20 protein-coding genes are annotated in these 21,219 nt (G+C 67.4%); 14 read left to right on the forward strand and 6 right to left on the reverse strand.

Features of this window, described 5'->3' with window-relative positions:
* The first annotated feature begins 2 nt into the window (after nucleotides 1–2).
* On the forward strand, nucleotides 3–356 hold the full coding sequence (locus ASC93_RS13370; RefSeq protein WP_056442544.1) for a phage holin family protein: 354 nt from the start codon (nucleotides 3–5) through the stop codon (nucleotides 354–356).
* A complete protein-coding gene (metF, locus tag ASC93_RS13375) occupies nucleotides 343–1,176 on the forward strand; it encodes a methylenetetrahydrofolate reductase [NAD(P)H] (RefSeq protein WP_056442547.1) in 834 nt (277 codons plus the stop codon). The genes ASC93_RS13370 and metF overlap by 14 nt, the downstream gene beginning before the upstream one ends.
* Before the next feature lie 161 nt (nucleotides 1,177–1,337).
* Here metF and ASC93_RS13380 read toward each other — a convergent pair whose 3' ends face one another.
* Nucleotides 1,338–1,901 (reverse strand): 5-formyltetrahydrofolate cyclo-ligase, encoded by a 564-nt coding sequence (locus ASC93_RS13380; RefSeq protein WP_229412714.1) that lies wholly within the window; start codon nucleotides 1,899–1,901, stop codon nucleotides 1,338–1,340.
* Nucleotides 1,902–1,950: 49 nt separating this feature from the next.
* Here ASC93_RS13380 and ASC93_RS13385 point away from each other — a divergent pair, with 49 nt between their 5' ends.
* The 4 genes from ASC93_RS13385 to ASC93_RS13400 are packed head-to-tail and all read left to right on the forward strand — an operon-like array spanning nucleotide 1,951 to nucleotide 7,002.
* Nucleotides 1,951–4,023 carry a lytic transglycosylase domain-containing protein gene (locus tag ASC93_RS13385; protein ID WP_229412715.1) on the forward strand — a complete coding sequence of 691 codons (2,073 nt, stop codon included), beginning with the start codon at nucleotides 1,951–1,953 and terminating at the stop codon, nucleotides 4,021–4,023.
* A 34-nt stretch (nucleotides 4,024–4,057) separates the two neighbouring features.
* Nucleotides 4,058–5,023, forward strand: coding sequence for a complex I NDUFA9 subunit family protein (locus ASC93_RS13390; protein WP_056442550.1), 966 nt, complete (start codon nucleotides 4,058–4,060; stop codon nucleotides 5,021–5,023).
* 21 nt (nucleotides 5,024–5,044) lie between these two features.
* Nucleotides 5,045–5,761 (forward strand): glutathione S-transferase family protein, encoded by a 717-nt coding sequence (locus tag ASC93_RS13395; RefSeq protein ID WP_056442551.1) that lies wholly within the window; start codon nucleotides 5,045–5,047, stop codon nucleotides 5,759–5,761.
* 2 nt (nucleotides 5,762–5,763) lie between these two features.
* Entirely contained in the window at nucleotides 5,764–7,002 is a 1,239-nt protein-coding gene (locus ASC93_RS13400) for a multifunctional CCA addition/repair protein (protein WP_056442553.1), read from the forward strand.
* A 20-nt stretch (nucleotides 7,003–7,022) separates the two neighbouring features.
* Here the strand turns inward: ASC93_RS13400 and ASC93_RS13405 are convergent, their stop codons facing one another.
* A complete protein-coding gene (locus tag ASC93_RS13405; RefSeq protein ID WP_056442556.1) occupies nucleotides 7,023–7,943 on the reverse strand; it encodes an alpha/beta fold hydrolase in 921 nt (306 codons plus the stop codon).
* 102 nt (nucleotides 7,944–8,045) lie between these two features.
* Here ASC93_RS13405 and ASC93_RS13410 point away from each other — a divergent pair, with 102 nt between their 5' ends.
* Nucleotides 8,046–8,504, forward strand: coding sequence for a helix-turn-helix domain-containing protein (locus ASC93_RS13410; RefSeq protein WP_056442558.1), 459 nt, complete (start codon nucleotides 8,046–8,048; stop codon nucleotides 8,502–8,504).
* A 59-nt stretch (nucleotides 8,505–8,563) separates the two neighbouring features.
* Nucleotides 8,564–9,226 carry a GNAT family N-acetyltransferase gene (locus ASC93_RS13415; RefSeq protein WP_056442560.1) on the forward strand — a complete coding sequence of 221 codons (663 nt, stop codon included), beginning with the start codon at nucleotides 8,564–8,566 and terminating at the stop codon, nucleotides 9,224–9,226.
* A 6-nt stretch (nucleotides 9,227–9,232) separates the two neighbouring features.
* Here the strand turns inward: ASC93_RS13415 and ASC93_RS13420 are convergent, their stop codons facing one another.
* Nucleotides 9,233–10,279, reverse strand: a complete 1,047-nt coding sequence (locus tag ASC93_RS13420) for a LacI family DNA-binding transcriptional regulator (RefSeq protein WP_082548021.1) — start codon at nucleotides 10,277–10,279, stop codon at nucleotides 9,233–9,235.
* Nucleotides 10,280–10,533: 254 nt separating this feature from the next.
* On the opposite strand from ASC93_RS13420, the gene ASC93_RS13425 reads away from it, so the two are divergent.
* The 5 genes from ASC93_RS13425 (at nucleotide 10,534) to ASC93_RS13445 (ending at nucleotide 16,343) form a co-directional block, all read left to right on the forward strand.
* The gene (locus ASC93_RS13425) at nucleotides 10,534–11,475 is read left to right on the forward strand and encodes an ABC transporter substrate-binding protein (protein ID WP_056442565.1); all 942 of its coding nucleotides are present in this window, start codon (nucleotides 10,534–10,536) and stop codon (nucleotides 11,473–11,475) included.
* A gap of 17 nt (nucleotides 11,476–11,492) precedes the next feature.
* On the forward strand, nucleotides 11,493–13,001 hold the full coding sequence (locus ASC93_RS13430) for a sugar ABC transporter ATP-binding protein (protein ID WP_056442567.1): 1,509 nt from the start codon (nucleotides 11,493–11,495) through the stop codon (nucleotides 12,999–13,001).
* Nucleotides 13,002–13,090: 89 nt separating this feature from the next.
* Entirely contained in the window at nucleotides 13,091–14,041 is a 951-nt protein-coding gene (locus tag ASC93_RS13435; RefSeq protein ID WP_229412717.1) for a ribose ABC transporter permease, read from the forward strand.
* A gap of 4 nt (nucleotides 14,042–14,045) precedes the next feature.
* Nucleotides 14,046–14,954, forward strand: a complete 909-nt coding sequence (locus ASC93_RS13440; protein WP_056442573.1) for a carbohydrate kinase — start codon at nucleotides 14,046–14,048, stop codon at nucleotides 14,952–14,954.
* A gap of 162 nt (nucleotides 14,955–15,116) precedes the next feature.
* Nucleotides 15,117–16,343, forward strand: a complete 1,227-nt coding sequence (locus tag ASC93_RS13445) for a carbohydrate porin (protein WP_056442576.1) — start codon at nucleotides 15,117–15,119, stop codon at nucleotides 16,341–16,343.
* 7 nt (nucleotides 16,344–16,350) lie between these two features.
* On the opposite strand, the gene ASC93_RS13450 is transcribed toward ASC93_RS13445, so the two are convergent.
* The 3 genes from ASC93_RS13450 to ASC93_RS13460 form a co-directional block, all read right to left on the reverse strand.
* The gene (locus ASC93_RS13450; RefSeq protein WP_056442578.1) at nucleotides 16,351–17,271 is read right to left on the reverse strand and encodes a carbohydrate kinase; all 921 of its coding nucleotides are present in this window, start codon (nucleotides 17,269–17,271) and stop codon (nucleotides 16,351–16,353) included.
* Nucleotide 17,272: 1 nt separating this feature from the next.
* The gene (locus tag ASC93_RS13455) at nucleotides 17,273–18,484 is read right to left on the reverse strand and encodes an AGE family epimerase/isomerase (protein WP_056442581.1); all 1,212 of its coding nucleotides are present in this window, start codon (nucleotides 18,482–18,484) and stop codon (nucleotides 17,273–17,275) included.
* A 75-nt stretch (nucleotides 18,485–18,559) separates the two neighbouring features.
* Nucleotides 18,560–19,603, reverse strand: coding sequence for a LacI family DNA-binding transcriptional regulator (locus ASC93_RS13460; protein WP_056442663.1), 1,044 nt, complete (start codon nucleotides 19,601–19,603; stop codon nucleotides 18,560–18,562).
* Between the two features lie 321 nt (nucleotides 19,604–19,924).
* Between ASC93_RS13460 and ASC93_RS13465 the strand changes: the two genes are divergently transcribed.
* Complete coding sequence (locus ASC93_RS13465) at nucleotides 19,925–21,196, forward strand: sugar MFS transporter (protein WP_056442585.1); 1,272 nt, start codon at nucleotides 19,925–19,927, stop codon at nucleotides 21,194–21,196.
* Nucleotides 21,197–21,219: the final 23 nt, after the last annotated feature.

The following is a 21,219-nucleotide window of genomic DNA, read 5'->3' on the forward strand; positions in this document are numbered from 1 at the left end:
ACATGCGTTTGCTCCTGACCTGGCTGATCAATGCGGCAGCCCTGATGGCCTTGCCTTACCTGATGCATTCGGTATCGGTCGACAATCTCGGTGCCGCCCTCGTGGCCGCGCTCGTCCTGGGACTCGTGAACACGGTGATCCGTCCCGTGCTCGTCGTGCTGACCCTGCCGGTGACGGTCGTGTCGCTCGGCGTGTTCATCCTGGTGATCAATGCGCTGCTGTTCTGGCTGGTCGCGCACCTCGTCGCGGGCTTCCATGTGGCCGGGTTCTGGTCCGCCTTCCTGGCGGCGATCCTGTACAGTGTCATTTCGTGGGCGCTTTCTACCTTACTTCTCAATAAAGATGGAAACCCCTAACATCAGTATCGAGTTTTTCCCGCCCAAGACGTCCGAGGGCGCGGAAAAACTGCGCGTGGCTCGCCAGAAGCTGGCCGAGCTGAATCCGAAATATTTCTCCGTGACGTTCGGCGCCGGCGGCAGTACGCAGCACGGCACGCTGTCCACCGTGCTCGAGATCCTCGCCGCGGGGCACGACGCCGCACCGCACCTGTCGTGCGTCGGCGGCACGCGCGAATCGATCCGCGCGATCCTGCAGGAATTCAAGGACAAGGGCATCCGCCGCCTCGTGGCCCTGCGCGGCGACTTGCCGAGCGGCTATGGCGGCGCGGGTGAACTGCGCTATGCCAGCGATCTCGTCGAGTTCATCCGCCAGGAAACGGGCGACTGGTTCCACATCGAAGTGGCCGCGTATCCGGAAATGCATCCGCAGGCAAGGTCTCCGCAGGACGACCTGCAGGCGTTCGCCCGCAAGGTGCAGGCTGGTGCGAATGCCGCGATCACGCAGTATTTCTACAATCCGGACGCGTATTTCCAGTTCGTGGACAATGTGCGCAAGCTCGGTGTGGACGTGCCCATCGTGGCCGGCATCATGCCGATCACGAATTACACCCAGTTGATGCGCTTTTCCGACATGTGCGGCGCCGAGATTCCGCGCTGGATCCGTTTGAAACTGGCCAGCTTCGGCGACGATTCCGCGTCGATCAAGGCGTTCGGCCTGGACGTGGTGAGCGGCCTGTGCGAGCGCCTGCTCGCCGGCGGCGCGCCCGGCCTGCATTTCTACAGCATGAACCAGGCGGCGGCCACGACCGCGATCTGGCAGCGTATCACCGCTTCCTGATCCGGCGCTCGTCCGGGGCATTTTGTTTTTGCCGCAGGGTGGGCGGCCTCCGCCCACGCGAACGCCGGCGCTACGCGAACGCCGGCGCTACGCCAACGCCGGCGCTACGCGAACGTCACGCGCGGGCTCGGGGAGCCCGCCCTGCGCCTGCATTGTTTATCTCAGATGACGTTGCTGGTTTCCGTCACGATCACGTCCAGCGGCACGTCGTGCGGCGCGTGCGAGAACACGGCTTCCTGGTTACTGTAGGCAATGCCCAACGTGTGCGGGCGCGGCGGCAGTTCGAGGGTGCGGTCGTAATAGCCGCCGCCATAGCCGAGGCGATAGCCGTCGGCATTGAAACCGAGACAGGGAATCAGCAGGGCCGGCGGACGTTCGATGAAGCGCAGCTGGGCCGGCACCTGCACGCCCGCTTCGTCCGGCAGCATGGGTTCGCCGGGCGTCCATTCCGTGAACGTCAGCGGCGCGTCGCGCTCCATCACCACGGGCAGGGCGAGGCGCACGCCGGCCCGGTGCAGCTCGGAATAGGCCGCCCGCAGGTCGGGCTCGCCGACCAGCGGCCAGTACACGCCGATCGTGTCGACCTGGCGCAGGCGCCACCACGCGACGACCTGGGCGCCGATGTGCGCATCCCATTGGACCTTGATTGCGGAGTCAAGCGCCCCACGTGTAGTTCTGAGCGCCTTGCGCAATGCCGTCTTCGCCGCCTGTTTCTCGTCCGCCACGCTTGGGCTCGAGGGGCATGGTATTCTTGATTCGCCGGTCATGGATGAAATGAAGCCTACATTGAACATCGAATTGTTGATGTCGCAGAAACTGTTTGCCGGCGCCGTATGTGCCGCCTCCAGCCTGCTCTTCCTCGCGTCGCCCGGCGTCGCGGCCCAGGCCGCCTCGCCCGGCACGACACAGCCCACCCCCGCCGCGGCCACCGCGCCCGGCGTGCCTGCGCCTAGCCCGCCCGTCATCGCGCCCGTTTCCGCACCGCAATCGGACGCGAGTCGCGAGCAGGACGAGATATTCATGCAGCTGCGCGACGCCGCCCGCAAGAACGATGCCGACAAGGCCGCGGCGCTGGCGGCACGCCTGCCGAACTACGCGATTCCGTCTTACGTCGACTATTATCGGCTCAAACCGCGTCTGCGCGACGCTGCCAACGAGGAAATCCAGGATTTCCTGAAGCGCTACGACGGCAGCGCCATCGCCGACCGCCTGCGCAACGACTGGCTGCTGGAGCTCGGCCGCAAGCGCGACTGGGCCAACTTCGACCGCGAGCTGCCGCTGTTCGTCAAGAACGACGATTACCAGGTGAAATGCTACGCGCTGCTGTCGCGCGCCGCGAAGGGCCAGAACGTCGCGGCCGAGGCCCGTCTGCTGCTCGACAATCCGCCCATGTACGGCGAAGCCTGCGCCGCGCTCGTCAACCAGCTCGTCCAGTCCGGGCAGTTGACGAACAACGACCTGCTGGCCCAGCTGCGCCTCGCCGGCGAAATGCACGCGACGGGACCGTCGCGCCGCACGGCCTTGCTGCTGGGCGCGTCCGACACGCGCGCCGCCCAGGCCGTCGACCTGCCGGCCGTGGCGATGGCGCGCGGCGTCGGCAAGACGCGCGCCGAGCACGAGATCTACCTCGTCGCCATCGGCCGCATGGCGCGCACGAGCCTGAAACTGGCGACGGTGGCGCTGAACAGGAACGCGTCCAGGCTGTCGGCCGAGGAAAGCGCGATCGGCTGGTCGAACATCGCGCTGGCCGCCTCGCTCGCCCTGGCGCCCGAGGCGTACGACGATTGGAAGCGGGCGGCCAGGGCGCCGCTGACGTGGAACCAGCTGGAGTGGAAGACCCGCATCGCGCTGCGCCGCGGCGACTGGAAGACGGTGCGCACGACGATCGAGTCGATGTCCACGCAGCAGCACGACGAGCCCGTCTGGACCTATTGGCTGGGCCGCGCCCTGCTGGCCGAAGGCCGGCGCGAGGATGCGCAGGCGCTGTTCCGCCGCATCGCCGACCAGAACAGTTTTTATGGCCAGCTGGCGATGGAAGAGCTGGGCATGCAGATCAGCATCCCCCCGAGCGCCGTACCGCCCACGCCGGCCGAGCTGGCGCAGGTGGCCGCCAATCCCGGGTTCAGGCGCGCCTTGAAATTCTTTTCGATGCGCATGCGCTTCGAGGGCACGCGCGAATGGAACTGGGCACTGAACGGCTTTACGGAGCGCCAGTTGCTGGCCGCCGCCGAGTTCGCGCGCCAGAACGACATCCTCGACCGCATGCTGTCCACCTCCGAACGCACGCGCACCGAGTTCGACTACACCCAGCGCTTTCCGGCGCCGCACAACGACATCCTGCATCCGACGGCGCAGGGCCTCGGCCTGGACCAGGCCTGGGTCTACGGGCTCATCCGCCAGGAATCGCGCTTCGTCAGCGACGCCCAGTCCGGCGTCGGCGCGGCCGGCCTGATGCAGGTGATGCCGTCGACCGGCAAGTGGGTGGCGGAAAAGATCGGCCTGACGGACTACGGCCACGGCATGCTCAGCGATATCCGGACGAATATCGTACTCGGCACCAATTACCTGAACATGGTGCTGAACAATGCCGACGGGTCGCAGGTGCTGGCGACGGCCGCCTACAACGCCGGTCCGGGCCGGGCGCGCACGTGGCGCGGCCTGCTGACGGCGCCGATGGAAGGGGCCGTGTTCGTCGAGACCATCCCGTTCGACGAAACAAGAACCTACGTGCGCAACGTGATGTCGAACGCGACGAACTACGCCGCCTTGTTCGAGAAGCGTCCGCAGTCGCTCAAGGCGCGCCTGGGGACGATCACGCCGCGCACGAGCGGCATCGGCCTGCCGTGACCGCGGCATGCCGGACACGCATCGGAGAGACATCATGCACGAGCAGTCGGTAGTGTTGTTCGGCGGGACCGGGTTCATCGGCAGCCACCTGGCGGCCAGGCTGTCCGAACACGCCGTGTCCGTCGTCGTGCCCACGCGGCACGAAAGCCACGCGATGCACCTGATGCCGCTGGGCGTCGACATCGTGCAGACCGATCTCCACGACGAGGCGGCGCTGCGCCGCCTCGTGGCCGGGCACGATGCCGTCATCAACCTGGTCGGGATCCTGCATTCGCGCCGCGGCGATCCGTACGGCCCGGACTTCCGCCGCGTCCACGTCGACCTGCCGCACCGCATCGCCTGCGCCTGCGCGGCCGAAGGCGTGCCGCGCTACCTGCACATGAGCGCGCTGGGCGCCGACCGGCACGGGCCGTCGATGTACCAGCGATCGAAGGCCGATGGCGAAGCGGCCGCGGCGAGCCAGGCGACCGTCGCGGCGACGATCTTCCGCCCTTCCGTCGTGTTCGGTCCCGAAGACCACTTCCTCAACATGTTCGCGCGGCTGCAGCGCCACCTGCCCATCGTCCCGCTCGCGGGCTGCCATGCGCGCTTCCAGCCCGTGTACGTGGGCGACGTGGCCGAAGCGTTCGTGCGCGCGCTGCTCGACCCGCACACGGCCGGTCTCACTTATGAACTGGGCGGGCCGCAGGTGTACGAACTGGGCGAACTGGTGCGGCTGGCCGGCCGCTATGCCGGCCACGAGCGCAAGATCGTCGCCTTGCCGGATGCGCTGGCGCGGCTGCAGGCGCTGTTCTTCGAACTGCTGCCCGGCGAGCCCGTCATCACGCGCGACAACCTCGATTCGATGAAGGTCGACAACGTCATTCACCCGTCCGCGGACAATAAAGTCTTGACAACAGCGGCGCTGGGAATCAAGCTCACGGCGCTCGAGGCCGTCGCGCCGCAGTACCTGGCGCCTCCCGGCGGACTCGACGTCCTGCGCGCCCGTGCCGGGCGCTGACCTCAACGATCACGCCACACCATGCAGACTCTCGACCTCGATCCGACTTTGACGCAGACTCTCGACAACGCACGCCAGGCCGGCCTGACCCTGGTCATCGGCAACAAGAATTATTCCTCGTGGTCCATGCGCCCCTGGGTGGCCGCCACGGCCGCCGGCATCCCGTTCACGGAAGTGCGCGTCCTCCTCGACCAGCCGGACACGGCCACGGACATCGCCCGCTACTCGGCATCCGGCCGCGTGCCCGTGCTGCTGGCCGGCGAGATGACGATCTGGGACAGCCTGGCGATCTGCGAATACCTGGCCGAGCAATTCCCCGACAAGCACCTGTGGCCGCAGGACGTGGCGGCGCGCGCGCTGGCCCGTTCCGTCGTCGCCGAGATGCACTCCGGCTTTGCCGACCTGCGCACCGCGATGACGATGAACATCAAGGCGCGCCTGCCGGGCCGCGGCCGCACGCCGGGCGCCCAGGCCGACATCGGCCGCATCTGCGAGATCTGGGAAGAGTGCCTGTCGCGCTTCGGCCACCATCATTTCCTGTTCGGCGACTTTTCCATCGCCGACGCCTTTTATGCGCCGGTCGTGTCCCGCTTCCGGACGTACGGCGTGGCGCTCGCGCCCGCGCTGCAGGCGTATTGCGAGCGCGTGCTGGCGCATCCGGCCGTGGCGCGCTGGATCGAGGAGGCGATGGCGGAAACCGAGATCGCCGGCGCCCACGAAGACGAACTGCCGGACTGACGATGCAGGCCTATGTGGTCGGCGGCGCCGTCCGCGATGCGTTGCTGGGACTGCCCGTCCAGGACCATGACTGGGTCGTCGTCGGCGCCACGCCCGAGGACATGATCGCCAAGGGCTTCCGGCCGGTCGGCAAGGACTTTCCCGTCTTCCTGCACCCGCAAACGCACGAGGAATACGCGCTCGCGCGCACCGAGCGCAAGACGGCGCCGGGCTACCACGGCTTCGTGTTCCATACGTCCCCCGACGTCAAGCTGGAAGACGACCTGATCCGCCGCGACCTGACCATCAATGCGATGGCCCGCGCCGAGGACGGCACCATCGTCGACCCGTACGGCGGCTTGCAGGACCTGCGCGACCGCGTGTTCCGCCACGTGTCGGCGGCGTTTGCCGAAGACCCGGTGCGCATCCTGCGCCTGGCGCGCTTCGCCGCGCGCTTCCCCGATTTCACCGTGGCCGACACGACGCTCGCGCTCATGCGGCAGATGGTCGACGCGGGCGAGGTGGACGCCCTCGTGCCGGAGCGCGTGTGGCAGGAACTGTCGCGCGGGCTGATGGAGCAAAAGCCGTCGCGCATGCTGGCCGTGCTGCGCGACTGCGGCGCGCTGGCGCGCATCCTGCCCGAACTGGATGCGCTGTGGGGCGTGCCGCAACCGCCGCTGCACCATCCCGAAGTCGACACGGGCGTGCACATGATGCTCGTGATCGATTACGCGGCCGCACGGGGCTACGACCTGCCCGTGCGCTTCGCCGCGTTGATGCACGACCTGGGCAAGGGTGCGACGCCGTCCGAACACTGGCCGAAGCACCATGGCCACGAAGGCATGGGGCCGGAGCTGATCACGGCACTGTCCAGGCGCCTGCGCGTGCCGACGGAATGCCGCGACCTCGCCGTCATGACGGCGCGCGAGCACGGCAACGTCAGCCGCGCGCTCGACCTGCGCCCGAACACGATCGTCACCTTGTTCGAACGCTGCGACGCTTTCCGCAAGCCGGACCGCTTCGCGCAGATGCTGCTGGCGTCCGAATGCGACGCGCGCGGGCGCGGGGACGAACACCACGAGATGCGCAGCCGCGCGTATCCGCAGGCGCCGTACCTGCTGCGCGCGCTGGACGCGGCGCGCGCCGTGAACGCGGGCGAGGTGGCGGCGCGCCACGTGGAAAACCGTGAAAAGATTCCGGAAGCCGTGCATGCGGCGCGGGTGAGTGCCGTCAAGGCAGAGCTGCGCGACGCGCGCGACTGATCCTCGGACCGATACCGCCCTCAGGTGTTGCGCAGGAACTGTGCGACGAGCGTTCCGATCGTATCGGGCGCGTCTTCGATGCAGTAATGTCCGACACCCGGTAGCGTGTGTACTTCCGCCTGTGGAAACAGTTCGCCGAACAGCGGCAGGAAGTGCTGTGCATGCAGCGTGCGGTCGGCCAGTCCCCAGATCGCGAGAGCGGGCTTGAGCCCGATCGCCTGCCTGGCCGCCGTGCCGGGCGTCTCGAACCGGTGTGCGCCGGTGGCGAATCCCTTGGCCCAGCCGATCGCGCCGGCGCAGTTGGCGGGCGTGGCGTAATGCGCCGCATACGCGCGCAGCCAGGTCTCGTCGATCAATGCGTGGTTCTCGAAACCGTTGAGCTTGAGCGTACTGAGGATATTGAAGCCGAGTTCGCCGAGCACCGTCTCCAGCCGCTTTTCTTCATGCGCTTTCAGTATCCATTGGAACCACGGGGATTCCCGGGCGTTCGCCGCCAGCCGCGCCGCAAGGCTCTCCTGGCCAAACGGCGTGGGACCGTTGGCGGACACGATGCGCGCGATCCGCTCCGGATGCCGGGCCGCCAGGCCCATGCCCACCGGACCGCCGAAATCGTGCATGAGCAGCGTGATGCCGCGCAGGTCCAGCGCCAGCACGAATCGTTCGAGATTGTCGATATGGTCTTGCAGCCAGTAGCTGCGATCCGGCGGCGTATCGCTCTTGCCGAACCCCATGTGGTCCGGCGCGATGACGCGGTACGTCCCGGACAGGCTGTCGATCAGGCGGCGGAACATGTAGCCCCAGGTCGGTTCGCCGTGCAGGCACAGGATGATTTCCCCGTTGCGCGGCCCCTCGTCGACGTAGTGCATCCGGAAACCCGGAGCGTCGCTGAAATGGGGGCGGTAGGAAAACGTGCCGTCGAAGGTGTCGTCTGATCGGATCATGGCTGTCTCGCAGTTCAAAATTGAATGGTTTTAAAATGAAACCATTTGCTTTATACGCCATGTGGTTTTAATATGCAACCGTTAACACAGCGAGGAGGGACGATGGTCAAGCGCACCAGTCACCAGGATGTGCCGTGCGGCGTGGCGCGTCCGCTGGATGCGATCGGCGACGGCTGGTCGCTGTTGATCGTGCGCGACTGCTTTGGCGGCCTGACGCGCTTCGGCGAATTCCAGCGCAGCCTGGGGCTGGCCAAGAACATCCTGGCGGCGCGGCTGCGCAACCTGCTCGATCACGGGATTCTCGATACCGTGCCGGCCGCCGATGGCGGCGCCCACCTGGAATACCGGCTGACCGACAAGGGCAGGGCCTTGTTCCCGTTGCTCGTCGCGCTGCGCCAGTGGGGCGAGGATTATTTTTTCGCGCCCGGCGAGGCGCATGTCCGGCTGGTCGACCGCGAACGTGGGCAGCCGCTGCGGCCCCTGGAGGTGCACGCCCGGGACGGCCGCCTGCTGGCGCCGGACGACACCATGGTGGACTGGAGCCGCGTCAGCGGCCGTTGAAATACGTCGCGCATCCGTTACAATAGGTGAGTTTTTGTTGCGGTGCACAATCGATCATCATGCAGGACCATCCCCTCCGCCACTGGCTGAAAACCTTCTTCGGCAAGAAGGACGGCCAGACCGTGCTTGTCAAGGCGCTGCGCGAGCGCGACCGGCGGCGCGTGCTGCGCCACTTCCTGGCCCTCGACCGGGACGACCGCCTGCTGCGCTTCGGCAGCGTGTTGCCGGACGAGCAGGTCGAGGCGTATGTCGCGAAGCTCGATTTTACGAACGACATCGTGTTCGGCGTCTACAACCGCGTGTTCCAGCTGGTCGGCGTCGGCCATCTTGCGTTCACGTCGCGCGAGGCGCATCCGGACAGCATCCATTACACGGACAAGGAAAAGGTGGCCGAGTTCGGCGTCTCCGTGTCGAAATCGGCGCGCGGGCAGGGCGTCGGCACGCGCCTGTTCGAACGGGCGGCGATCCACTGCCGCAATTCCGACGTCGACACCTTGTACATGCAGTGCCTGTCGTCGAACCGCACGATGATGCACATCGCCAAAAAGGCCGGCATGGAGATCCGCCGCGACTACGGCGAGGCGGACGCCCACCTGCACCTGCCGCCGCCCAGCCCGGGCAGCGTGCTGGCCGAGGCGCTGGAAGAGCAGATCGCCAAGATCGATTACACGGTCAAGGCGAACGCGCGCGCCGCCGCCAGGTGGTTCCTGCCGAAACGCTGAACGTCCTCAGGCCGACTCGCGCGGCACCAGTCCGCCCGTAAAACGCTTGCGGTACGGCGCCGCGTCGGTGCCGTCGAGCTGCGCCTGCAGGCATGCCATCGCGGCCACGCCGATGGCGGCCACGTCCTGCCGGAACGTGGTCAGCGGCGGGTGCAGATAGGCGGAAATGGGCAGGTCGTCGTGGCCGACGATGGCCAGGTCCTGGCCGGGCACGAGGCCGAACCGCCGGCATGCGGACATCGCGCCGATCGCGAGCCTGTCGGTGCCGCAGGCCAGCGCCGTGACGCCGGCGCGTTTCCAGGCGCCGCTCGCGAGCCAGTCGAGCACGTGGCGGAACGCATACGCTTCGAAATCCCACGACGGCTGCGTGCTGGCGGGCACGATGTGCGGTTCCACGCCCGCTTCCGCCATCGCGTCCAGATAGCCGGCGAGCCGTTCTTCCGGCGACGGATGCGCGACGGGCGGCGCCCCCAGATAGGCCGGCCGGTGGCCGCGGCCGAGCAGGTAGCGGGTCAGCATCGCCATGCTTTGCCGGTTGTCGTTCATCACGTAGTTGCAGTCTTCGTGCACATAGCTGTCCATGTAGACGATGCGCATTTCCTGCTCCAGCCGCAGCAGCAGGTCGAGGTTGGCCTTCGATGCGACGGCGGTGAGGATCACGCCCGCCACCTTCATCGAGCGCATCGTCATCAGCGCCGCCGCTTCCTCGGCCGGGTCGTTGTACGAGCACTGGATGATCACGTCCATGCCGAGCGACTTGGCCTTCTCTTCGATCGCGCGCAGGGCTTCGGCGAAGAACGGCTCGTTCACGACCGGCAGGATGACGCCGACCATGCGCGAGCGCCCGCGCACGAGTGTGACGGCGTGCGGATCGGGCACGTATTCGAGTTCGCGGCATGCCTGTTCGATGCGGGCCAGCGTGTCGGCCTTCAAACCTTCGCGGTCATTGAAATACTTCGACACCGTCGCGCGCGATACGCCGGCACGCGCGGCGACGTCGTGCATCGTGACCGGTCCGCCACGGGAGACATGGGCATTCTGCGCAGTTTTCATCAGTTTGTTGACTCGTGTAAAGTTCGCTCGCCACCGGCAGGCACGTCACCATCATAGCAAAAATACTTGCATGCAATAAGAGCGCACATTCTCCCGGCACGGGCACCGTTCCGGCACTGCGGAGCACATGTCGTTGTGATCACTCAACTATTAAAAAATCTTTAAAAAAATCTGTTGACGACAAAAAGTCGACACGTGTAAAGTTGTTTCATAACGAAGCATCAAGACACATAAAACAGCTCGGAGACATCGTCATGAAACGACAAGCCATGTTCGCCTGCATCGCGGCGATCGCCCTCTCGCTGGCCGCATCGGCCCAGGCAGCGCGCCCTTTGAGGTCCGTCGGCGTCGCCGTCAGCGACCTCGCCAATCCATACTTTGTCGCCATCGGCAAGGGCGCCGCCGATGCCGCCCGAAAGGTCGGCGGCGACAAGGTCCGGGTCACGACCGTCTCCAGCAAATACGACCTCAACACCCAGGTCGGCCAGGTCGAAAACTTCATCGCCAACAAGGTCGACATCCTCATCGTCAACGCGTCCGATCCAAAGGGCATCGCGCCCGTGCTGCAAAAGGCGAGAAACGCCGGGATCGTCGTCATCGCCGTCGACGTCGGCGCCGACAATGCGGATGCGACGATCATGTCCGACAACACGATGGCCGGGACCGAATCGTGCAAGCGCATCGTCGATCGCCTGCACGGCAAGGGCAACGTGGTGATCGTCAACGGTCCGCCCGTCACCGCCGTGACCGCGCGCGTGGCCGGCTGCAGGCGGGCGTTCGCCGGCACGGGCATCCGGATCGTGTCGGACAACCAGGATGCGAAGGGCAGCCTGGACGGCGGCATGGAAGTCATGACGAACCTGTTGATCGCGCACCGCCGCATCGACGCCGTGTTCGCCATCAACGATCCGTCCGCGATCGGCGCCGAGCTCGCGGTCAAGCAGGCCGGGCGTGCCGACGTGCAGATGGTCGCGTCCGTCGACGGCGCGCCCGATGCGGAAGCGGCACTGAGGTCGAAGAACAGCATCTTCGCCGTCACCACCGCGCAAGACCCCTACAAGATGGCCACGATGGCCGTCGAGATCGGCTACGGAATCATGAACGGCAAGCGGCCGGCCAATCCGGTCGTGCTGATTCCCACGCCGGCGATCACGAAAGACAACGTGGCGGCCTACAAGGGCTGGGCCAGCCACTAAACCTCACAGGAGGAGACATGGCAACAATCAATCCACCACCCGTGCTGGAGGTATCCGGCATCCGCAAGCGGTTCGGCGCCGTCACGGTGCTCGACGGGGTTCAACTGACCGTCCGCCCCGGCGAAATCCACGCGCTGATGGGAGAAAACGGCGCGGGCAAGAGCACGCTGATGAAGATCCTGGCCGGCGTGTACCAGCCGGATGCGGGCGAGATCCGCGTGGGCGGCAAGCCGGTGCGCATCGCGTGTCCGTTCGACGCGCGCGCCTGCGGCATCAACCTGATCTACCAGGAGCTGTCCGTCGCGGCCAACCTGACCGTCGCGCAGAACATCTTCATGGGCGCGGAGCCGCGCGGGCGCCTCGGCATCGTCGACACGGCGCAGATGAACCGGCGCGCGGCCGACGTGCTGAAAAGCCTCGGCGCGACGTTTTCTCCCACGCGCATCGCGAGCGGCCTCTCGATCGCCGACCAGCAGCAGGTCGAAATCGCCCGCGCCCTCGTGCACGACAGCCGCGTGCTGATCATGGACGAGCCGACGGCCGCGCTGTCCGAGCGCGAGACGGCGCGCCTGTTCGACGTGATGCGGGCCTTGCGCGAGCGCGGCATCGCGATCATCTACATCAGCCACCGCATGGCCGAGGTGCGCATGCTGGCCGACCGCGTGACCGTCCTGCGCGACGGCACGTGGATCGGCGAATTGACCCGCGACGAAGCGACGCCGGACACGGTCGTGCGCATGATGGTCGGCCGCGAACTCGGCGGCTTTTATGAGCACGCGCGGCGGCGCGCGCCGGGCCCCGTGCGTCTCAAGCTGACGGACGTGTGCGGCGCCAAGGTGCATCCGGCATCGCTGGAAGTGCGCGCCGGCGAGATCGTCGGACTCGCGGGCCTCGTCGGCGCGGGCCGCACGGAGCTGGCGCGCCTGATCTTCGGCGCCGACCGGATGGCCGGCGGCACGGTCGAAGTCGACGGCCGCGCGGCGGCCATCCGCGGGCCGGCCGACGCCATCCGCCTCGGCATCGCCTACGTGCCGGAAGACCGCAAGGGACAGGGCCTGTTCCTGCAACAGTCGCTGCTGGCGAACGTGACCATGAACGTCCTCGGCAAGCATGCGCGCTGCGGGGTGCTCCGCCGCGGCGAGCTGCTGCAGGTGACGCGGGATGCGATCGTCAAACTGTCCGCGCGCGGCGCGGGGCCGGACGGCATCATCGGCGGCCTCTCGGGCGGCAACCAGCAGAAGCTCCTGCTGGCGCGCTGGCTGGAGATCGGGCCGCGCGTGCTGATCCTCGACGAGCCGACGCGCGGCGTGGACATCGGCGCCAAGCACGAGATCTACCGGATCATCCACGAGCTGGCCGATGCCGGCGTGGCCGTGCTGTGCATCTCGAGCGAGCTGGCGGAAATCATCGGCGTGTGCGACCGCGTGCTCGTCATGCGCGAAGGCTGGCTGTCCGGAGAGCTCTCCGGCGCACACATCACCCAGGAAAACATCATGGCGCTGGCCACCCAGGCCCAGGCCGCATAGGAGACTCCATCATGCAAACTCTGAAATCCTCCCTCCCCACGGCGCGGCCCACGGCCACACACGGCGGCGCCAGGCAGGCCTTGTCGCGCATGTTCGCGACGATGGGCATGCTGCCCGTGCTCGTCGCGCTGTACATCGTGTTCTATTGTTTGACCGGGTATTTCGCCGAAGACGGCGTGTCGAATTTCGCGACGCTGGCCAACACGATGAACGTGCTGCGCCAAAGCTCGATCAACCTCGTGCTCGCGACGGGCATGACGTTCGTGATCCTCACCGGCGGCATCGACCTGTCGGTCGGCTCGGTGCTGGCGGTGTCCGCGGTGCTCGGCATGATCGCGTCGCTGCCCGGCCACGCGCCGGCGCTGGCGCTGCCCGTCTTCCTGCTGGCGGGCCTCGGCATGGGCCTGCTGAACGGCCTGCTCGTCGCCGTCTTCAAGATCAATCCGTTCGTCGTCACGCTCGGCACGATGACCGCATTGCGCGGCACCGCGTACCTGCTGGCCGACGGCACCACGATCCTGAACCGCGAGATCCCGTCGTTCGAGTGGATCGGCAACGATTCGTTCGCGGGCCTGCCGTGGCTCGTGTGGGTCGCCGCCGCGCTCGTGCTGGCCGCCTGGTTCATCCTGCGCCGCACGGTGCTCGGCATGCACGTGTACGCGGTCGGCGGCAATCCGCAGGCGGCGCGCCTCACCGGCATCAAGGTCGGCCTCGTCCTCGTGTTCGTGTATGCGTTTTCCGGCCTGTGCGCGGGCACCGCGGGTGCGATGTCCGCGAGCCGGCTGTACGGCGCGAACGGCAACTGGGGTTCCGGCTACGAGCTCGATGCGATCGCCGCGGTGGTCCTCGGCGGCACGAGCCTGATGGGCGGCGTGGGCACGATCTGGGGCACCGTCACGGGCGCGCTGATCATCGGCCTGCTGAACAACGGCCTCACGATCCTCGGCCTGTCGTCGTTCTGGCAGTACGTGGCGAAGGGCACGGTCATCGTGCTGGCCGTGATGCTCGATAAATGGCGTTATCAACAACAGGCGAACTAATACCATGCAAGAACAACGACTCCCCCGTTACGTCGTCTTCGGCGAAGCGCTGACCGACATGATCCGCCAGGACGACGGCAGCTGGCGCTCGCTCCCCGGCGGCTCCTGCTGGAACGTGGCGCGCGTCGGCGCGCGCCTGGGCCTGCACACGGGCTATGCCGGCGCCGTGAGCATGGATGCCTTCGGCGACGAGATCGCGGACGCCAGCGGCGCGGCCGGCCTGGACGCGCGCTTTTTGCAGCGCGTCGATGCGCCGCCGTTCATCGCGATGGTCACGTCGCGCCATCCGCCCCGTTACGTCTTCCTCGGCGAGAACAGCGCGGACCTGCACTTCCGGCCCGAGTTGCTGCCCGCCGGCTGGCTCGACGCGGCCGACGTGATCCACGTGGGCAGCCTGGCGCTGGCGCGCCGGCCGCTGGCGCGACGGCTCGTGGAGCAGGCCCTGATGGCGCGCCAGGCCGGCAAGCGCATCGCCTTCGATCCGAACTTCCGCAACGCGATGCGCGACGCGTCGTACCGGCCCACGTTCGAACTGATCGCGGGCATCGCCAGCCACATCAAGGTGTCGGATGAGGACCTGGAAGGCCTGTTTCCGGGCCTGGCGCTGAACGATGCCCTGGCCGCGCTGCGCGCGCTCGCGCCCGACGCCGAGATCCTGTTCACGCGCGGCGCCGGCGGGCTGTCGCTGATCCGCGGCGATCACGTGCTGCACGCGCCGGCGCGCCGCGTGGACGTGGCCGATACCGTCGGCTGCGGCGACGCATCGATGGCGGGATGGATCAGCGGCATGCTGCTCCACCCGGAGATGCCGGCCGCGCGCCAGCTCGCGCGCATCGCGGCGGTGGCCGCCACGGCCGCGATGCATGCCGGGCCGTATGCGCCGACGGCGCAGGAAGTCGACGCCTTGATGTAGGGCGGGCACCCCGTGCCCGCGCGTGACCCGTGCGATGTCCCGGCGTTACGCGTGGGCGGAGGGCCGCCCACCCTACCGTAATCCGATCCTGTTCCATTGACCTGCCGCGGCATCGCGCCGCGGCCGGACGGGGTTCACTTTGCCTAAAATTCAGGAGACAACATGCGCATGCCCGTCATCGCGCCGGCGCTGCTCGCGCTCGCGTACTGCTTTTCCGCGTCCGCCGTGGACGTCCAGAACTACCTGCGCGCCAACGCGGCCGCTAACAGCGAAGGCGGCGGCCAGACGTGCTTCGGCCTGGCCGGCGCCGGGGCCAAATACCGGTTGGGGAATGAATGCGGCGTCTATGGCGAGATGATGCTGGGCCAGCACCTGGTGGAGGGCGACGCCGGCGAACACGTAAAGGCCTATGCGATGCTCAACCTGGGCAACGAGGCCGCGTCCAACAATGCGAAACGGCCGGAAGGCGGCTGGAATATCGGCCTGCCGCAGGCCTATCTCGCCATCGAACACGTGAGCGGCCTGGGCGACGCCGCGCTGTGGATCGGGCGGCGCTACTACAAGCGCGAAGGTGTGAACGCCAACGACTTCCTGTACTGGAATCCGTCCGGCATGGGTGTCGGCATCGAGAACGTGCCGCTGGGCCCCATGCAGTTCAGCTACGCCTATCTGCACGACGACCAGCAGACGATGCCGATCATGCGCGTCGGCGACACGGCGAACCGCCACGATTTTCAACTGCGCGGCGTACCCGTGAACCCGGGCGGCACGCTGGAGCTGGGCCTGGCCCTGATCCGCAGCGACGGCGAACCCGGCCACCACGGCGGTTCGATGCTCACCGTGCAGCATCGCCAGCACATCCTGTCCGGCGCCGGCGCCAACCGCCTCGCGGTGCAATGGGGAACGGGCGCCGGCACGGACAACGGCGCGACGGGCGACATCGGCAACGGCAGCGACGTGCACCGGCTGCGCGTCGTCGAAAGCTGGTATGCGCAGGTCACGCGGCGCTTCGGCGGAGAGCTCGTCGCGGTCTGGCAGCGGGATACGGCCCACGATGCCGCCAAGGCGAAGACGTGGGCCTCGGCGGGCGGACGCATGTCGTACGGACTCACGGACCGCGTGAAGCTGCTGGCGGACGTGGGGCACGACCGCGTCGCGCCGCAGAACGGCGACGTGCGCCGCCTGACCAAGTTCACGGGCGCCGTCGCGCTGACGTCCGCGCCGGGTTACTTCGACCGTCCCGAACTGCGCCTGTTCTTTACGCACGCGCACTGGAACGAGGCCGCGCGCGCGGCCGCGCGGACGAACGATCCGCTGGCCGCGAACGGCATGTTCGGCACGACGCTGTCCGGCTATACCGTCGGCCTCACGTTCGAGAACTGCTGGTGACGGACGGTCAGGTGTTCATCGCCGCCAGCAGCGTATCGATCGCCGCCAGCGTGGGCGGCGTGGCGCCGGCCGCGAGGCAGGCCGCGGCGCCCGCCGCGACGGCGAAGCGCGCATGAGCGAGGCCGTCGCGTTCCGGCGCGTGCAGCATGCTCCAGGCCAGCGCCGCGATGCTGGCGTCGCCCGCGCCGACCGTGTCCACGGGCGTGATGCGCGGTGCCGCCACGTCCCAGGACCCGTCCGGCGTATGCAGCGAGGCGCCGGCCGCGCCCTTCGTGTACAGGTAGCTGGCATCCGGATTCCAGCCGCGCAGCGTGGCGAAGGCGGCGTCCGCGTCGCTCGTGCGCAGCAGGCCGACGAGGTCCTCTTCCGACACCTTGACGACGTCGGCCAGCGCGGTCATGCGGCGCAGGGTCGGGTCGTAGTTCTCGTCCATCAGGGCGCGGAAGTTCGGGTCGTAGCTGATGCGCACGCCCTGCGCCTTCAGGCTCTCCGCCAATGCGACCAGCTTGCCGGCCAGCGGCTGGCGCGCGAGGCTGATGCCGCCGAAGTGCGCCCAGCGGCAGCCGCCGGTCCAGCCCTGCGGCAACTGCGCGGCGTCGAAGTGCAGGTCGGCGCTGTCGTCGCCGACGAAGAAATAGCTGGGCGGGTCGAGCCGGTGCACGATGGCGAGCAGCGGCGATTTGTCCAGGCGCTGGAGGAAGCGCTCGTCCAGGCCCGCGTCCACGGTGGCGCGCCACAGCTGGTCGCCGAACACGTCGCGGCTGACGGCGCCGGCGAAGGCGCTGGGCGCGCCCAGCTTCGCCATCGCGCGCGCCACGTTCCACGTCGAGCCGCCCGTCACGCTGTGCCAGCGCGTGGCGGCGGGGTCGAGCACGATCATGTCCGTCAGGGCTTCGCCTGCCGCGACGAATACGGGAAAGTCGGCCATGTCAGTCTTTCGCGAGAACGGTCAGCACTTCGTAGCAGGCACCCATCGTGTGGTAGTCGACCTTGCCGGCCGGGCTCTTTTCGTCGGTGAGCTTGTCGTTGGCCGGGCCGAGGATGCGGTACCAGGCGCCGTGTTCGTGGTCGACGAAATGTTCCCAGCTGTAGGCCCAGATGCGGTCGTACCAGGTCCAGTACGCGCCGTCTCCGGTGCGCGCGCCGAGCAGCGCGGCGGCGGCCAGGCTCTCGGCCTGCACCCAGAAGTATTTGTCGGCGTCGCAGATTTCGTTCTCCGGTCCGAAGCCGTAATGGATGCCGCCGTGCTGCTGGTCCCATGCCTTCGACAGCGCCGCGTCGAACAGTTCTTTGGCGCGCGGCAGCAGCCAGCCGGACGGGCCGGCCATCTTGTCCTTGTGGCGTTCCATGATGAGCAGCAGCTTGGCCCATTCCGTCAGGTGGCCCGGCTGGTAGCCCCACGGGCGGAAGATGTTCGTCTTGTCGTCGCGGTTGTAGTCCGGGTCGACCGACCAGTCGCTGTTGTAGTGTTCCCACACCAGATTGCCGTACAGGGCGGCCTGGCGCACGGTGATGTTGTGGGCGAGCGTCTCCGCGCGCCACAGGAATTTGGCGTCGCCCGTCGCCTCGAACGCGGCCAGCATGGCTTCGCACGTGTGCATGTTGGCGTTCTGGCCGCGGTACGGGTACAGCGTGGACCAGTCGCCGCTCGCCTCGTCGGCATACAGGCCGTGTGCCGGTTCCCAGAAGCGGCGTTCCATCAGGTCGTACGTCTCGTCGAGCCAGGGGCGTGCTTCGGCGACGCCGGCCATCACCGCGTGGGCGTAGGCCAGCAGCACGAAGGCGAGGCCGTAGCAGTGGTTGGTGTCGTCGGTGACGCGCTTCTGTCCATCGTTCCAGTCCAGCTGCCAGGCGTAGCCGCCGGTTGCCGGGTTGCGGTGCGCGTCGCGCAGGAAGCTCAGGCCGTGCAGCACGCGTTCGCGGTCGGCCGGTTCCTCGAACTGGCGCCACGCCATCGCGAAATTGAAGACGAAGCGGGTGCTGCTCACCAGATGGCGCGTGTGCGCGTCGTAGACCGTGCCGTCGTCCTTGTAGAAATGATAGAAGCCGCCGCTCGGGTCGGTGCAGCGGGGGTCGTAGAACTGGCGGGTGTGGCGGATGTGCTGCAGCAGCGTCGCGCGGGATTGGAAATCGGGAAGCATTGGTCGGTCGTGGTGAGTGAATCGGTGAATCGCGCCGCGTCGTGCGAACGCGGGCGCCTGGGGGAGCGGGGCGGATTATTTGCGCATGCGGAAGTCCTCGCACACGGTGCTGGCGCGCACGACCAGTTCCACGGCCGCCACCTGTTCCAGCGGCGGGTCCTGCGGGCCGCGCAGCAGCAGCTCGACGCCCAGCGCGCCCAGTTCCTTCTTGTTGATGCGCAGCGTCGTCAGCGGACGGTGGCCCAGCACGGCGCCGGGGATGTCGTCGAAGCCGACGATCGAGATATCGTGCGGCACCGTCTTCCCGGCCGCGAGGCACGCGCGCATCGCGACGAGGGCGGCGGCGTCGTTGTAGCAGAATACGGCGTCGGGCGGGTGCGGCTGGTCGAGCAGGGACTGCATCGCCTCGTAGGCGCCCGTCTCGAGGTCGACGCCGTCCGGCAGGCACGTTTCCAGGCGCGGATCGGCCAGCATGCCCGCTTCGAACAGGGCCTGGCGGTAGCCGCGGTTGCGTTCGCGGATGCTGTAGTGGCCCAGCGAACCGGAGATCATGCCGATGCGTTCGCGGCCCAGCGAGATCAGGTGCCTGGTGGCGAGGTAGCCGCCCATGTGGTTGTCCGGATTGACGGAGCTGTAGCCGCGCAGCTTCATGTCGATCAGGACGAGGGGCTTGCCGCTGGCGCGCAGGGCGTTCAGCAGCTCGGGCTCGAAGAAGCCTGCGCACACGATGGCGTCCGGCGCGTGCATGCGCAGCTGTTCCGTCACGCCGTCGGCCGGGCCGACCGCCATGAACGACAGCACGATGCCCTGCTTGCGGCACGCTTCCTCGGCGCCGTGCAGCACGGGCGAATAGAACGGGCTGCTGGCGGCCGTGTTGTGCTGGCGGTGCAGCAGGAACGTCAGGCGGCGGATGCGCTTGCGGCGCAGCTTGCAAAAGTCATAGCCCAATTCGTGGGCTGCCGACAACACCATCTGGCGCGTGCTCTCCGTGAGTCCGGGCTCGTTCTTGAGGGCGCGCGAGATCGTGCCGGCCGAGACGCCGGCGTACTTGGCCAGGTCGCGGATCGTGACCGGCGCCGGGCTACCGCCCGCTGGGGTGCGTGAGGTGAGGGGGTTCACACTGTCTCCGAAATCGTTGCCGCGATCGCCCGGGGCGTCGCTCGTTTGAATGGAGTCTTGCATATCGAAATCGCCTTGGTCAAACGCGAAGCTGCACTTCAAGTCAAGTTTAGTCGGCTTTACTAAACAGCTGTTTGCCCGGTATATTCTCAATCTAAGAAACCGATTTCATAAGAGGGAGGGAGTTGTTTAGTGACGACTGACTAAACTCGGCCGCGAATCGGTCGTCGCGTTTGACCCTTCCATTCTGCTTATGCAGAATATTTTTTACAAAAAAGTTACTGGTTTATAAGTTAGCGGTAACATCTCAAGGAGACTTGCATGGAACGCGCATCACAGGCCGCACTCGAGCCTGCTAACCGGGCCCAGCCCACGAGCTACACCTTTCCCCTCACCGTCGTCACCGCACTGTTCTTCATGTGGGGCCTCCTGACGTCGCTGAACGACATCCTGATCCCGCACCTGAAGTCGGTCTACAACCTGACGTACGTGCAGGCGATGATGGTGAACCTGGCCTTCTTCAGCGGTTACTTCCTGCTGTCGATCCCGGCCGGCGCGCTGATCCGCCGCATCGGCTACAAGGCCGGCGCCGTGGCCGGCCTGGCCGTGTGCGCCGTCGGCGCCGCGCTGTTCTATCCGGCCGCCACCAGCGTGTACGCGCTGTTCCTGTTCGCGCTGTTCGTGCTGGCCGCCGGCATCACGATCCTGCAGGTCGCGGCCAACCCGTACGTCACCGTGCTGGGCGCGCCCGCCACCGCGTCGAGCCGCCTGAACCTGACCCAGGCCTTCAACTCGCTGGGCACCGTCGTCGGGCCGCCGATCGGCGGCATCCTGATCCTGTCGCACATGACGGAAGCGGCCGATCCGGCCCACATGTCGGCCGCGGAACGCCTCGCGCAGGCGCAGGCCGTGCAGGGGCCGTACCTGGGCCTGGCCGCCACGCTGGCGGTCCTGGCCATCCTGTTCGCCGTGATCCGCCTGCCGATCATCCGCGACGAGGACGCCGGTCCCGCCCGCGGTTCGATCTTCAGCCAGAAACGCCTGATGCTGGGCGTGACGGCGATCTTCCTGTACGTCGGCGCCGAAGTGAGCATCGGCAGCTTCCTGATCAACTACATGGGCGACCCGAGCATCGCCGGCTTCACGGCCGAAACGGGCGCCAAATACGTGGCCTACTATTGGGGCGGCGCGATGGTCGGCCGCTTCATCGGCTCGGCCGTGATGCGCTCGATCAGCCCGGGCAAGGTCCTCGCGTTCAACGCCGCCGCCTGCATCGCCCTGCTGGTGGCGACGGTCCTCGGCCATGGCCACGTCGCGCTGTTCGCCGTGCTGGCCGTCGGCCTGTTCAACTCGATCATGTTCCCGACCATCTTCAGCATGGCCGTGCATGAACTGGGCCCGCTGACGAGCCAGGGCTCCGGCCTGCTCGTGATGGCGATCGCCGGCGGCGCCGTCGTGCCGGTCATCCAGGCCCAGGCCGCGGACGCCATCGGCCTGCAGACGTCGTTCCTGATCCCGGCCGCGTGCTATGCGTTCATCCTGTACTTCGGCGCGAAATACGCCCGCATGTACGTGGACGTCAAGGCCGTCTGACCTGCGAACCCGTTGCCGCCGCG

Source organism: Massilia sp. Root335 (genome assembly GCF_001425685.1).
In the GTDB taxonomy this organism is placed as follows: domain Bacteria; phylum Pseudomonadota; class Gammaproteobacteria; order Burkholderiales; family Burkholderiaceae_D; genus Telluria; species Telluria luteola.

Bases quoted from the DNA above. Each gene is read 5' to 3' on its own strand.
- ASC93_RS13430 (WP_056442567.1), top strand. From the start codon at position 11,493: ATGGCAACAATCAATCCACCACCCGTGCTGGAGGTATCCGGCATCCGC.
- ASC93_RS13435 (WP_229412717.1), top strand. From the start codon at position 13,091: ATGTTCGCGACGATGGGCATGCTGCCCGTGCTCGTCGCGCTGTACATC.
- ASC93_RS13370 (WP_056442544.1), top strand. From the start codon at position 3: ATGCGTTTGCTCCTGACCTGGCTGATCAATGCGGCAGCCCTGATGGCC.
- ASC93_RS13390 (WP_056442550.1), top strand. From the start codon at position 4,058: ATGCACGAGCAGTCGGTAGTGTTGTTCGGCGGGACCGGGTTCATCGGC.
- ASC93_RS13410 (WP_056442558.1), top strand. From the start codon at position 8,046: ATGGTCAAGCGCACCAGTCACCAGGATGTGCCGTGCGGCGTGGCGCGT.
- ASC93_RS13395 (WP_056442551.1), top strand. From the start codon at position 5,045: ATGCAGACTCTCGACCTCGATCCGACTTTGACGCAGACTCTCGACAAC.
- ASC93_RS13425 (WP_056442565.1), top strand. From the start codon at position 10,534: ATGAAACGACAAGCCATGTTCGCCTGCATCGCGGCGATCGCCCTCTCG.
- ASC93_RS13465 (WP_056442585.1), top strand. From the start codon at position 19,925: ATGGAACGCGCATCACAGGCCGCACTCGAGCCTGCTAACCGGGCCCAG.
- ASC93_RS13420 (WP_082548021.1), bottom strand. From the start codon at position 10,279: ATGAAAACTGCGCAGAATGCCCATGTCTCCCGTGGCGGACCGGTCACG.
- metF (WP_056442547.1), top strand. From the start codon at position 343: ATGGAAACCCCTAACATCAGTATCGAGTTTTTCCCGCCCAAGACGTCC.
- ASC93_RS13405 (WP_056442556.1), bottom strand. From the start codon at position 7,943: ATGATCCGATCAGACGACACCTTCGACGGCACGTTTTCCTACCGCCCC.
- ASC93_RS13415 (WP_056442560.1), top strand. From the start codon at position 8,564: ATGCAGGACCATCCCCTCCGCCACTGGCTGAAAACCTTCTTCGGCAAG.
- ASC93_RS13450 (WP_056442578.1), bottom strand. From the start codon at position 17,271: ATGGCCGACTTTCCCGTATTCGTCGCGGCAGGCGAAGCCCTGACGGAC.
- ASC93_RS13455 (WP_056442581.1), bottom strand. From the start codon at position 18,484: ATGCTTCCCGATTTCCAATCCCGCGCGACGCTGCTGCAGCACATCCGC.
- ASC93_RS13445 (WP_056442576.1), top strand. From the start codon at position 15,117: ATGCGCATGCCCGTCATCGCGCCGGCGCTGCTCGCGCTCGCGTACTGC.
- ASC93_RS13400 (WP_056442553.1), top strand. From the start codon at position 5,764: ATGCAGGCCTATGTGGTCGGCGGCGCCGTCCGCGATGCGTTGCTGGGA.
- ASC93_RS13385 (WP_229412715.1), top strand. From the start codon at position 1,951: ATGAAGCCTACATTGAACATCGAATTGTTGATGTCGCAGAAACTGTTT.
- ASC93_RS13440 (WP_056442573.1), top strand. From the start codon at position 14,046: ATGCAAGAACAACGACTCCCCCGTTACGTCGTCTTCGGCGAAGCGCTG.